Origin of the sequence: Pelomonas parva (assembly GCF_043555835.1) — a bacterium.
Classification (GTDB): domain Bacteria; phylum Pseudomonadota; class Gammaproteobacteria; order Burkholderiales; family Burkholderiaceae_C; genus Pelomonas; species Pelomonas parva.
Genome location: NZ_JBIGHV010000003.1, coordinates 229,750 through 241,839 on the forward strand (window position 1 = coordinate 229,750; position 12,090 = coordinate 241,839).

The following is a 12,090-nucleotide window of genomic DNA, read 5'->3' on the forward strand; positions in this document are numbered from 1 at the left end:
CAGACGTTGACGGTGGGGCATGAAGCCGCGCGCATTATTCATGCCCGCCCGGCGCCCAGCCGCACGCTCAACAATCACCCCCGCGTCAGGCGCAGCAAGGTCTGGTGCAGCTTGAGCGTGTCGATGGGCTTGGTCAGGAAGTCGTTCATGCCGGCCGCAAAGGCGTCGTCGCGCTCCGACACCAGGGCCGCCGCCGTCAGCGCGACGATGGGCAGCTCCTCGGCGCTGAAGTGCTTGCGCAGCTCGCGCGTCGCGTCGTGCCCGCCCATGACCGGCATCTGCACGTCCATCAGCAGGATGTCGAAGGGCTTGCCGACGCTGGCGGCCGCATGCACGGCCTCGATGGCCTGGCGGCCGTCGCTGGCCTGCGCCACTTCCATGCCCCACTGCTCCAGCTGTGCCACGGCGATCAGCATGTTGACCGGGTGATCCTCGGCGATCAGCACGCGCCGGCCGTGCAAGGCCTCCTGCGCTGCACCGCTGGCGCGCGGCTCGCGCGGCTGGTGGGCCAGCGGCGCCGGCGCGCCGGGCAGGGGCAGCTCGGCCCAGAAGGACGAGCCCTCGCCCACCTGGCTGCGCACACCCACCTCGCCGCCCATCAGCGTCGCCAGCTCGCGGCAGATGGACAGGCCCAGCCCGGTGCCGCCAAAGCGCCGCGTCGTCGACTCGTCGGCCTGCGTGAAGGGCTGGAACAGCCGCGCCTGCTGCTCGGCCGCGATACCCGTGCCGGTGTCGCTGACCTCGATGTGCACCCACTCGCCGACGCTGCCCTGGCTGTTACGGCTCAGCGCCTTCACGCTCACGGTGATACCGCCCTGGGACGTGAACTTCAGCGCGTTGGTCAGGTAGTTGGACAGGATCTGGCGGGTGCGCAGCGGATCGCCGAACACCCAGGCCGGCAGCGCCGGGTCGATCTCGACCGCGAACGTCAGGCCGCGCGCCTGCGCCAGCGTCAGGTAGGCCAGACGGATGGATGCCAGCAGCTCGCGCAGCGAGAACGGCTGGGTCTCCAGCGTCAGCCGGCCGGCCTCAATCTTGGAGAGGTCGAGGATGTCGGAGATCAGCCCCGACAGGCTCTCGGCGCTGTCCATCATCTGGTTCAGGTAGTCGCGCCGCTGCTCGTCCGAGATGTCCGGCTGCTGCGCCAGGCGACCCAGCCCGAGCAGGCCGTTTAGCGGTGTACGGATCTCGTGGCTGGTGTTGGCCAGGAAGGCACTCTTGGCGCGGTTGGCGGCCTGGGCGTCGTTCTTGGCCTGGGCCAGCTGGTCTTCCACGCGGCGGCGCTCGGTGATGTCCTCGATGATCCAGATGGTGCCGCCACGGCTGGGGTGGGCCACGTCCACGGCTTGGGCCAGCAGCCGCGCGAGGAAGGTGGAGCCGTCGCGGCGGCGCATCGTGTGCTCGGCCTCGGCCTGCTCGCCGGCGGCCAGGCGAGGGCCCAGCTCGCGGCCGACAGCCTGCCAGTCCTCCACGCTGGGCCAGACGACGCTGCCATGCTGGCCGATCAGCGCGCCACGCTCCCAGCCGAACATCGACTCGATGCGCGGGTTGGCCAGCACGAACTGCTGGTCCCGCGTCAGCGCGATGCCGATGGACGCGTTCTCCAGGATGGCGCCATGGACCAGCCGCGTGCGCTCGCTCTCCGACACGTCGCGGGCATACAGCACCAGGTAGTTCTGCCCGTCCATCTCGAAGGGCGCGACCGACACCAGCATGGAGATGGCGCTGCCGTCCTTGCGGCGGAAGGCGATGGGCACGTTGCTGGCAACACCGTCGCGGCGGATGGCCTCGCGGATGGCCGTGCGGTCGGCGGCGTTGTGCCAGATGCCGATGTCGTCTGCCGTGCGGCCCAGCACTTCGGAGCTGGTCCAGCCGCTGAGCTGCTCGAAGGCCTTGTTGACCATCGCATAGCGGCCGCTCTCGGCCTCGGTCAGCGTGATGACGTCGGGGCTGGTGGCCACCAGGTGGCTCAGCAGACCTTCGCTGCGGCGCAGCGCGTCCTGGGCGCGGCTCTGCTCGGTCTGGTCGGTGAAGAAGGTCAGCGTGGCCGGGCCACTCGCGGTCTCGACGCGCACGCTGGTGGCCTGCACGAGGCGGCGCCGGCGCGACAGCGTGCGCAGCCGGTACTCGGCCATGGGCTGCATGGCGCCCGGTGCCATGCCTTCCAGCCGCGCAGCCTGCTGGCGGGCGGTCTCGTCGTCGCCGGGCTCGTAATGGCTGAACAAGTCCTGGCCGATCATGCTGCTGCGCTGCGCATAGCCGAACATGGCCATGGCCGCCGGGTTGGCGTCCACCACGCGGCCCCAGCGGTGCAACACCAGCGGGCTGGGCGAGCGGCGGAACAGCTCGCGGTAGCGCGTCTCGGTGGCATGCACCGTCTGCTCGGCGGCGACCTCGTGCGTCACGTCGCGGCCCACGCCCCAGTAGCCGCGGAAGTTGCCCTTGGCGTCGAAGCGCGGCTCGCCGCTGATGGACACCCAGCGCGGGCAGCCATCCACGCCGGTACGGCGCGCCACCATGCCATGGAAGGGGCGGTGCGATTCGAGGTCGGCACGGTGGGCGTCCAGCTCGTCGTCGCTCAAGCCCATGCCTTCGACGTCCCAGGGCGTCTTGCCCAGACGCGCCTGCAGGTCCAGGCCCGAACTGCCGGCGCGTTCCTCGGCGACATGGGTGAAGCGGAACTCGCGGTCCATCTCCCAGTACCAGTCCACCGCCATGCCCAGCAGGCCACGAAAACGCGCGGTGCGCTCGTCGGCCTCGGCCAGCGAGCGCCTGACCATCCGCAACAGGCCGATGCCGGCCACCAGGCCGGAGGCCAGCAAGGCGCCCTGCAGGATGCTGCGCAGCAGCAGGCTGGCAGACGCCGTCGGATGGGTGGCCCAGCCCAGCGCCTCGGCCACACCCAGGCCGGCCAGCGCCGCCGCGCCCAGCGCCGTCAGCACCAGCCCGGTGAACAGCCCGAGCAGGCCGGTCGCAAAGGCGATGACCAGGCCCATCAACGGCAGGCTCAGCGACCACAGGCCCAGGTCGCGCGACACGGCAACGACGACCGGCAGCGCCAGCACCAGCGTCAGCATCAGCAGCGCAACCAAGGGCTGCTCCTTGCGGCGTGTCGCCCGGGCCAGCGTCAGCAGCCTCAGCATGGCCAGCACCGCGATCAGCAGCGACAGCGCGGGCGGCAGCCAGCCGCCCTGCCATTCCTGCGGTTGCCGCGTGAACCACAGCAGCACGGCCACCGGCAGGAACACCGGGCAGCAGGTCAGCAGGAAGATGCGCGACGCCTGTGCGCGCATGCTGCTGTGCAGCCGCTGGCGCTGCTGCTCGGGCGGCTCCGCGTGGCCGACGAGGCTGCTGAGGTCGTCGGCGCCGCGCGGCATCGTCAGCTCAACGCGAGGCGCGTGGCTTCGGCCACGGCGCGGGCGCGCGCGGCGAAGTCGGCACCGCTGCTGGCGTAGAGGATGGCGCGAGAGGAGTTGACGACCAGCGGCGCCACGCGGCCCGCCGCCTGCACGACGGCCGCCGCATCGCCGCCCTGGGCGCCGACACCGGGCACCAGCAGCGGCAGCGTGGGCGCGAGTTCGCGCACGCGGGCGATCTCGGCCGGATAGGTGGCGCCCACGACCAGGCCCAGCTGGCCGTTGCGGTTCCACTGCGTCTCGGCCAGATGCGCCAGGTGCTCGAACAGCCGCGGCTGGCCGGGCACGTCGGCCAGGCGCTGCATCTGCCAGTCGTCGCCGCCCTTGTTGGACGTGCGGCACAGCAGGATGGCGCCCTTGCCTTCGTAGGCGAGGTAGGGCTCGACCGAGTCGAAGCCCATGAAGGGCGACAGCGTCACGGCGTCGGCCTGGTAGCGGACAAAGGCCTCGCGGGCGTACTGCTCGGCGGTGGAGCCGATGTCGCCACGCTTGGCATCCAGGATGACGGGCACGCCGGGCGCGACCGCGTGGATGTGGGCGATGAGGCGTTCGAGCTGCTCCTCGGCGCGGTGGGCGGCGAAGTAGGCGATCTGCGGCTTGAAGGCGCAGACGAGGTCATGCGTGGCGTCGACGATCGCGGCGCAGAAGTCGTAGATCTTGCTGGCGTCGCCGGCCCAGGCGCCGGGCAGCTTGGCCGGTTCGGGGTCGAGGCCGATGCACAAGCGCGATTGAGGGGTCAGGGCTTGCAGTTGGGAAACAAAACTCATGGCAGGGCGGCGTAGGCGGAAAGGGGGGCGGGGGCCGTCGACGTTCGGGCCAGCATGAATTGTGCAAAAGCCTCGGCCGGCAGCGGCCGGCTGAACAGATAGCCTTGCACGGCCTGGCAGCCCTGGCGGCGCAGGAAGGCAAGCTGGCCCTCGGTCTCGACGCCTTCGGCCAGCGTCTGCAGGCCCAGGGCGCCGGCCATGCGGATGACGGCGTCGACGATGGCGCGGTCCTCCGCATCGTCGCTCAGCTCGCGCACGAAGGACTGGTCGATCTTGAGCTTGCTGACGCGGAACTTCTTCAGGTAGCTGAGCGACGAATAGCCGGTGCCGAAGTCGTCGATGGACAGGCGCACGCCGCGCGCATGCAGCTCGTTCATGACGGTGATCGCCACGGTCGGGTTGTCCATCGCCGCACCCTCGGTCAGCTCCAGCTCCAGGCGCTGCGCGGGGATGCCGACATCGGCCAGCACGCGCTCGACGAGGTCGGGCAGGTCGTCATGGCGGAACTGCACAGCCGACAGGTTGACGGCCATCGTCAGCTGCGGCAGGCCGGCGGCGTCCCAGCGGCGCAGCTGCGAGAGCGCCTCGCGCAGCACCCATTCGCCGATGGGCAGGATGAGGCCGGTGGTCTCGGCGATGGGGATGAACTCGGCCGGCGACACCCAGCCCAGCTCGGGGTGCTGCCAGCGCAGCAGCGCCTCGGCGCCGATGACGCGGCTCTGGTCGCCGTCCTCCAGCGCGAACTGCGGCTGGTAGTGCAGGCTGAGCTGGCCGCGCTCCTGGGCGCGGCGCAGCGCGTTCTCCAGCAGCAGCGCGCGGGCGGACTGGGCCTGCATCTCGCTCGTGAAGAACCGGTAGGCGTTGCGGCCGTCGCGCTTGGCGCGGTACATGGCTGCGTCGGCGCATTTGCACAGCGTGTCGAAGTCGTCGCCGTCGGTCGGGAACATGGCGATGCCCATGGACGGCGTCACGGTCAGCTCCTGCTGCTCGACCTGGAAGGGCGCGCTGGCCAGCGCCATCAGCTTGGTGGCGAGGTGGGCGGCGCCGGCGATGTCGGTCAGCGGCAGCACCAGCACGAACTCGTCGCCGCCCATGCGGGCCACGGTGTCCTGCTCACGCACGGCGCCGCGCAACCGGCTGGCCAGCTGGGCCAGCAGCGCGTCGCCAATGCGGTGGCCCAGCGAGTCGTTGACGTTCTTGAAATGGTCCAGGTCCAGGAACAGCACGGCCAGCGGCTCGTCGCCGCGGCGGGCGATGTCGATGGCCTGGCTGGCGCGGTCGGCCAGCAGGTGGCGGTTGGGCAGGCCGGTCAGGCCGTCGAACAGCGCCAGCCGCTCGGCGCGCGCCTCGGCCGCCTGCTGCTCGGCCACCTTCAGCTCCAGCTCGGCAACGGTCTGGCTGAGCTGCTCGGTGCGCTGCTGCACGAGCGCCTCCAGCTGGGCCCGGGCCTGCTCCAGCTCCTGGGCGGCCAGCTTGCGGGCGGTGATGTCCTGCGTGATCCAGATGGAGCCGCGCAACAGGTCGCTGCGGTCGATGGCCTTGCTGCGCACCTCGCACCACACCGGCGTGCCGTCCTTCTTGCAGAGCAGCATCTCGGCATGGAAGGAGTCGCCACGCGACAGCGGCTCGTAGCAGCGGTCGCCAGCGGCCTGCCAGTCGTCGTCGCTGAGGTACCAGGTGCGCGACAGCCGCCCGTCCAGCTCGCCGGGCCCGTAGCCGAACAGCTGCTCGAAGGCGCGGTTGCAGCGCGTGACCCCGCGGCCACGCAGGAAGACGATACCGACCATCGCGTGGTCGAAGATCAGCTGCTGCTCGGCATGCAGGTCGGCCAGCGCGGCGTCGGCGAGCTTGCGTTCCTGGATGTCGTCGACGATCCAGATCGAGCCGTCGGCAGCATCGTCGGGGTTGATGAGGCGGCCCGTCAGGTGGGCCCAGAACAGCTCTCCGTTCTGGCGGCGCATCAGCTGCTCGCTGCGAAAGGTCTCGCCAGCGGCCAGCAGCGGGTAGGCGCGACGGCCCAGGCTGCGTGCGTCCTGCTCGCTTTCGTACAGCTCCACGCTGCTGCGGCCGACGGCGGCCTCCGGGCTGGCGAAACCGTAGATCTCGGCATAGCGCTGGTTGCAGCGCACCAGCGTCTTGGCCTTGACGAAGACGACGCCGACACCGGCGTTGGCCAGGATGACATCCAGTTCCCGCATGGCCTGGTTGAGCGCGGGGTTGTCGCTGGTGTCTGGCGCAAGGCTCATGAAGGCGTCATCAAGCGGCGAGCTGGGAGGCGCGGAGTATCCGGGGCGGCGGCGGTTTATTGTCTGGTCCCATGCATATCCTCAACACCGAACGCCTGTCCCTGCGTGAATTCACACCGCTTGATGCACCCTTCCTGCTGCGGCTGGTCAACGAGCCGGGCTGGCTGCGCAACATCAACGACCCCGGCGTGCGCACGCAGGACGACGCACTGGCCTGGGCCCAGGGCCGGCTGTTCACGGCCTACCGCGAGCTGGGCCACGGCTTCTGGGCCGTCGAGCGGCGCGACGATGGTGTGCTCGTCGGCATGTGCGGCCTGTTCAGGCGGCCCGCGCTGCCGGAGCCCGACCTCGGCTACGCGCTGCTGGCCGAGCACGAGGGCTACGGCTACGCGCTGGAGGCGGCGCGCGGCTGCGTGGCCCATGCGCGCGAGCGCTTCGGCTGGCCGGCGCTGATGGCCATCACGGCCGTGGACAACACCGGCAGCGTGGCCTTGCTCGGCAAGCTGGGCTTCGTGGAGCAGGCGCAGCAACAGATCGAGGGCTACAACGAGCCCTCGAGGGTGTTCCGGTTGGAGCTGTAGGGCGGGTCATGACCCGCCGTTGACGTCGCACGGCACCACACCACCAAACGGCGGGTCGCGACCCGCCCTACACCGTCAAACCCGCTTCGCCAGCTCCGCCGCGATGCCCGTGTAGCTGCCCGGCGTCATCTTCAACAGCCGCGCCTTCTCCGCCTTGGGCAGGTCCAGCCCCTCGATGAAGGCGCGGATGGACTCCTGCGTGATGGCCTTGCCGCGGGTCAGCTCCTTGAGCTGCTCATACGGGTTGGGCAGGCCGAAGCGGCGCATCACCGTCTGGATGGGTTCGGCCAGCACTTCCCAGGCCGAATCGAGGTCGTCGGCCAGCGCGGCTTCGTTGACCTCCAGCTTGCCCAGGCCCTTGGCCAGCGAGTCGTAGCCCAAGAGCGCGTAGCCCAGGCCCACGCCCATGTTGCGCAGCACGGTGGAGTCGGTCAGGTCGCGTTGCCAGCGGCTCACCGGCAGCTTCTGCGACAGGTGCGTCAGCACGGCGCTGGCCAGGCCGAAGTTGCCTTCCGCGTTCTCGAAGTCGATGGGGTTGACCTTGTGCGGCATCGTCGAGCTGCCGATCTCGCCGGCCTTGGTGCGCTGCTTGAAGTAGCCCAGCGAGATATAGCCCCACACGTCGCGCGACCAGTCGATCAGGATGGTGTTGGCGCGCGTGAACGCGTCGAACAACTCGGCCATGTAGTCGTGCGGCTCGATCTGGATGGTGTACGGGTTGAACGTCAGCTTGAGCTGCTTCTCGATGACCGTCTTGCTGAAGGCTTCCCAGTCGTGCTTGGGCCAGGCCGACAGGTGGGCGTTGAAGTTGCCGACCGCGCCGTTCATCTTGGCCAGCGGCTTCACGGCCGCGATGCGCGCGCGCGCCGTGACCAGGCGGGCGACGACGTTGGCGATCTCCTTGCCCACCGTGGTCGGGCTGGCCGTCTGGCCGTGCGTGCGGGAGAGCATGGGCACGCCGGCGAACTGGTGGGCCATCTTGCGCAGCGTGGCGACGATGCCGTCCAGCGCCGGCAGCATGACCTCGTCGCGCGCGGCCTTCAGCATCAGCGCATGGCTGGTGTTGTTGATGTCTTCGCTGGTGCAGGCGAAGTGCACGAACTCACCGGCGGCCAGCAGCTCAGGATGGCCCTCGAAGCTGCGCTTGATCCAGTACTCGACCGCCTTCACGTCGTGGTTGGTCGTGCGCTCGATGGCCTTGATCTCTTCCGCGTCGGCCTCGCTGAACTTCTTCACCAGCCGGCGCAGGCGCGAGCGCGCGGCGGACGACAGCGGCTTGAACTCCTTGAAGCCGGCGTCGCTCAGCGCGATGAACCACTCCACCTCGACCTGCACGCGGCGGTGCATCAGCCCGAACTCGGACAGCAGCGGGCGCAGCGCCGCGACCTTGGCGGCATAGCGGCCGTCCAGCGGTGAGAGGGCGCTGATGGCAGAGTAGTCGGACGTGGTCATGGCGGGCCGGGCTGATCGTGGAAAACCCGCGATTCTAGTTTTGGCCCTTGAAGAAGGCCATGCGATCGCAGAAGACGGTGATGCGCGCCGGGTCCACGCCGCCGGCTGTACCGCAACCGCTTGGGCCACTGCGCGCTGGCCAACTGCAGCTGCTGGTCGCGGAGGCTCACCTTCACGGGCCGAGCCTCACCTCGCTGGACATCGAACCCAGTTCGCAACGCCGCATGTCACAGCCCCATGTCCACACCGAAGAAGTCACCCGCTACGTCGCCGGCGGCGTCGGTGTGCAGGCCCGCGCGCGTGGCCGTCCAGGTGGACGGTTCGGTGGTGGTGTAGATGCGCACGGACTGCAGGCGCAGCCGCATCGTGGCCATCACGGCGAAGGGGCGATACAAGCCCAGCGTGAGGATGGTGCGTACCCAGTTCGTCAGCGACAGCACGGGCAATCCGATCACCGTGCTGCGAAAGCGCAGTGTTGCGCTCCGCGTATTGCCCCAGACGAGGTCCTGGAGGCGCGAGGCGTAGTAGGCCGGCAAACCGCCGACGCAGAGCAGGCAGGAAACGCCCACGCCAATCAGGCCGCGATAGCGACCCAATCCCTTGAAGCCTGCGTCCCTGACCAGCAAGTCGGCGATCGGCAGCACAACCACAATGACGGTCAGGAGCATCACCAGACCCAGCGCCAGCGTCTTTAGGGCGATGACGTAGACCGGATACATGGGCAGCACGATCTCGCCGCGCTCGCCCGCGATGCGGTAGCCCCGGTGCTGGTAGCGCTTGAGCAGCGCGATGGACCAGGGCGTCATCGCGCAGAACACGGTCACACTTACGTAGAACCAGAACCTGCCGTTGGCACCCGGGTCGCTGCCGGGGCCCTGACCGTCGGGCACCAGCACCATCAGCAAACCCATCGGGATGTAGACCGGCAGATGAGCCAGGTAGGCGCCGGCGAGCGAGCCTTCGAAGCCCATGCGCAGCCCGCGCCAGCTGGTGTTGCCCACGCGGAACTGCATGGCCGCCCGCCACAGCGCCGGCCACACCACGCACAGCATCACGAAGGCCGGCAGCGCCACTGCCGGCGAAAACTCGCGGGCTACCGTGCACGTCACCAGCAGCACCGCCAGCAGCGCGAAGCCGCGGAACATCTTCCAGGCGTCGCCGTGAAAGGCCAGCGGCTCGCCGTCGATCAGCGTGTTGGCGTAGACATAGCGGATGCGCCGCATCTTGGCGAACGGCAGGTACAGGCCGCAGGTCAGCAGGATGAGCAGCAGGTTCACCGCCCAGATGCGGAAGTACTCGCTGCCGGAGCCGGTGAAGCGGATCTCCAGCGTGCGCGGCGTCGGCTCAACGGGCGGCGGGGGCTCGGTCATCAGGGCTCGCTGAAGAACCGCACCCGCTCCTCGTCCGCCGGATGCGACGAGATCGCGATGGCCACCGGGTGGCTTTCCACGGCCGCCTCGCGCTTCTTGGCCACACGCTCGAAGAAGACCGCCATGCGCGACGCATCCACCCCGCCGGCCCGTGCCAGCGTGCGGGCATAGAGGTCGGCTTCGCGCTCGTTGTCGCGCGAGTAGGCGTTGCTGGCCAGCAGGGCCGGCGCGGCCGCCAGCAGCGCGGAGAAGTCGCCCACGATGACGGACGCGACCACGCCGATGGCGCCCGCGCGCAGCATCAGCCGCAGGCCGTGGCGGTGCTGCACATGGCCCAGCTCATGGGCCAGCACGGTCAGCACGGCGTCGGGCTCGTCGGCCAGCAGCTTGAGCAGTTCGTCGGTGATGACGATGTCGCCGCCCGGCAGCGCGAAGGCGTTGGGCCCGAGCGCCTTGCCGCCGTCGCGGAAGTGGATCTCGAAGCGCTCCGGCACGGCCGGGCCGCCGTTGCCGCGCGCCTGCCTCAGCGCCGTGGCCCAGCGCAGCCGCCAGGCCTGCTGCTGGTCGGCCGCGAGCCGGCTGGGCTTGAGCCATTCGCCGTCCAGCCCGCTCAGCAGATGCTCGCCCAGGCGCTGCTCGACCGAGCGCGGCAGCAGGTCGACCGCGCGGTCCACCGCCCAGGGCAGGCCCCAGCGATAAGCCCCCAGCAGGCCGGCCACCAGCAGCACCAGCGACAGCAGGGCCAACCGCCAGCTCTGCTGCCACCGCACGACGGCGCTGTCGCTGCGGCCCGAGGCCTGCGCCCAGGCGTCGAAGGCGTCTGCGTCGGCAAAGCTCAGCAGGCCGCCGCCGGGCAGCAAGACCTGGCGCTGGCCATGGCGCTGGCGTTCGGGCCAGGTCAGGCTGTGCAGCGGTGCGGTCTGGTCGCCAAAGTGCAGCGTGCTGCCGGCGAGCCAGACCTCCACCGGCCGCGCGCGGGCGCTGCGGCCGTCGAACCAGTCGGCGGCCAGGCGGGGGGAGTCAGCCATCAAAGCCCCATGTCGATGCCGAAGAAGTCACCGGCGATGTCGCCGGTGGCGTCGGCATGGCCGGCCAGGCTCGCGGCCACCCAGTCGGCAGGGTCTTCCTGGCTGTCAATCTGCACGGCCTCCAGGCGCAGGCGCGCCGTGGCCACGGCGGCGAAGGGGCGGTACAGGCTCAGCGTCAGCGCCGTCAGCAGCCAGTTCGTCAAGGTCAGGCCGAACAGTGCCTTGAAGCGCAGATCGCTGCGGAAGGCCAGCGCCTGGCTGCGCGTGCCGTTCCAGGCCAGGTTCTGCATGCGGGCGGCGCCAAACGGCAGCACGACAGCGAACACCAGCAGGTAGACCAGCAGGCCGATGGCAAAGAAGCCCACCTGAGACAGAGGCGACGCCGTGTTGGGCTTGAAGCCGCTCACGGCAAACACGGCAACGGCCAGCACGCCGACCAACAGGCCCGCCAGCAGCGTGCTGGCAATCGACACGCCCAGCAGCTTCAGGCCCAGCAGGTAGACGCGGCCATTGCTCAGCTCGATGTGAGCCTGCTGGGCGGCGATGCGATAGCCGTTGTGCTGGTAGCGCTTGAACATCGCGAAGGACAGCGGCGACAGCAGCATCACGACGCCCATCACCAGCAGGCTGGTGAGGCCATAGGCCTCCATGGCGGCGCGATCGGTGTCGGTGGCCGGCTCCATCAGGCGCGCCCACACCATGAAGGCCATCAGCGGCAGGTACAGCGGGGCGCAGGCCAGGTAGGCGTCCTTCAGCTTGCCGTCGAAGCGCATGCGCAGGCCGCGCCAGCTGGTGTTGCCGAGGCGGAACTGCAGCGACGCCCGCCACAGCGCCGGCCAGACGCCGCACAGGATCAGGAAGGCGACGAGCGCGGCCGTGGCCGACACCTTGCCGGCGAAGGTGTAAGCGCCCATCAGCACCACCAGCAGCAGGAAGCCGCGGAACATCTTCCACGCGTCACCGTGGAAGCTCAGCGCCTGGCCGTCAACCAGCGTGTTGGCATAGAAGTAGCGGATGCGCCGCGCCTTGGCGAAGGGCAGGTACAGCCCCAGCGTGACGAGGATGAGCAGCAGGTTGACCGCCCAGATGCGGAAGTACTCGCTGCCCGAACCCGTGAAGCGGATTTCAAGGACACGCCCCCCCGACATGGGCGAAGGCAAGGCGGCCGCCTCGGGGGCGGCATGGATGTCTGACATGGGAACTCCCTGATTTGCGAAAGCCACCATCTGC

General features: G+C 69.7%; 8 protein-coding genes. 1 reads left to right on the forward strand and 7 read right to left on the reverse strand.

Annotated features, from left to right (window positions below):
* Positions 1-74 precede the first annotated feature (74 nt).
* From ACG00Y_RS08640 to ACG00Y_RS08650, 3 genes are read right to left on the reverse strand one after another with little or no spacing between them, the layout of a single operon-like run.
* Positions 75-3,377 carry a PAS domain-containing hybrid sensor histidine kinase/response regulator gene (locus ACG00Y_RS08640; RefSeq protein WP_394477876.1) on the reverse strand — a complete coding sequence of 1,101 codons (3,303 nt, stop codon included), beginning with the start codon at positions 3,375-3,377 and terminating at the stop codon, positions 75-77.
* 2 nt (positions 3,378-3,379) lie between these two features.
* Positions 3,380-4,183, reverse strand: coding sequence for an orotidine-5'-phosphate decarboxylase (gene pyrF / locus ACG00Y_RS08645; RefSeq protein ID WP_394477878.1), 804 nt, complete (start codon positions 4,181-4,183; stop codon positions 3,380-3,382).
* Positions 4,180-6,429 (reverse strand): putative bifunctional diguanylate cyclase/phosphodiesterase, encoded by a 2,250-nt coding sequence (locus ACG00Y_RS08650; protein ID WP_394477880.1) that lies wholly within the window; start codon positions 6,427-6,429, stop codon positions 4,180-4,182. Before ACG00Y_RS08650 ends, pyrF begins: the two co-directional genes overlap by 4 nt.
* A 71-nt stretch (positions 6,430-6,500) precedes the next feature.
* Here ACG00Y_RS08650 and ACG00Y_RS08655 point away from each other — a divergent pair, with 71 nt between their 5' ends.
* Positions 6,501-7,010 carry a GNAT family N-acetyltransferase gene (locus ACG00Y_RS08655; RefSeq protein WP_394477883.1) on the forward strand — a complete coding sequence of 170 codons (510 nt, stop codon included), beginning with the start codon at positions 6,501-6,503 and terminating at the stop codon, positions 7,008-7,010.
* 75 nt (positions 7,011-7,085) lie between these two features.
* Here the strand turns inward: ACG00Y_RS08655 and purB are convergent, their stop codons facing one another.
* From purB to ACG00Y_RS08675, 4 genes are all read right to left on the reverse strand, one after another.
* A complete protein-coding gene (purB, locus tag ACG00Y_RS08660) occupies positions 7,086-8,462 on the reverse strand; it encodes an adenylosuccinate lyase (RefSeq protein ID WP_394477885.1) in 1,377 nt (458 codons plus the stop codon).
* Between the two features lie 227 nt (positions 8,463-8,689).
* Positions 8,690-9,832 carry a YjgN family protein gene (locus ACG00Y_RS08665; protein ID WP_394477887.1) on the reverse strand — a complete coding sequence of 381 codons (1,143 nt, stop codon included), beginning with the start codon at positions 9,830-9,832 and terminating at the stop codon, positions 8,690-8,692.
* Positions 9,832-10,860: a M48 family metallopeptidase gene (locus ACG00Y_RS08670; RefSeq protein ID WP_394477889.1), complete on the reverse strand. Its 1,029-nt coding sequence runs from the start codon at positions 10,858-10,860 to the stop codon at positions 9,832-9,834. Before ACG00Y_RS08670 ends, ACG00Y_RS08665 begins: the two co-directional genes overlap by 1 nt.
* Positions 10,860-12,056, reverse strand: a complete 1,197-nt coding sequence (locus ACG00Y_RS08675; protein WP_394477892.1) for a YjgN family protein — start codon at positions 12,054-12,056, stop codon at positions 10,860-10,862. The genes ACG00Y_RS08670 and ACG00Y_RS08675 overlap by 1 nt, the downstream gene beginning before the upstream one ends.
* Between the last annotated feature and the right edge of the window lie 34 nt (positions 12,057-12,090).

Bases quoted from the DNA above. Each gene is read 5' to 3' on its own strand.
- ACG00Y_RS08640 (WP_394477876.1), bottom strand. From the start codon at position 3,377: ATGCCGCGCGGCGCCGACGACCTCAGCAGCCTCGTCGGCCACGCGGAG.
- pyrF (WP_394477878.1), bottom strand. From the start codon at position 4,183: ATGAGTTTTGTTTCCCAACTGCAAGCCCTGACCCCTCAATCGCGCTTG.
- ACG00Y_RS08650 (WP_394477880.1), bottom strand. From the start codon at position 6,429: ATGAGCCTTGCGCCAGACACCAGCGACAACCCCGCGCTCAACCAGGCC.
- ACG00Y_RS08655 (WP_394477883.1), top strand. From the start codon at position 6,501: ATGCATATCCTCAACACCGAACGCCTGTCCCTGCGTGAATTCACACCG.
- purB (WP_394477885.1), bottom strand. From the start codon at position 8,462: ATGACCACGTCCGACTACTCTGCCATCAGCGCCCTCTCACCGCTGGAC.
- ACG00Y_RS08665 (WP_394477887.1), bottom strand. From the start codon at position 9,832: ATGACCGAGCCCCCGCCGCCCGTTGAGCCGACGCCGCGCACGCTGGAG.
- ACG00Y_RS08670 (WP_394477889.1), bottom strand. From the start codon at position 10,860: ATGGCTGACTCCCCCCGCCTGGCCGCCGACTGGTTCGACGGCCGCAGC.
- ACG00Y_RS08675 (WP_394477892.1), bottom strand. From the start codon at position 12,056: ATGTCAGACATCCATGCCGCCCCCGAGGCGGCCGCCTTGCCTTCGCCC.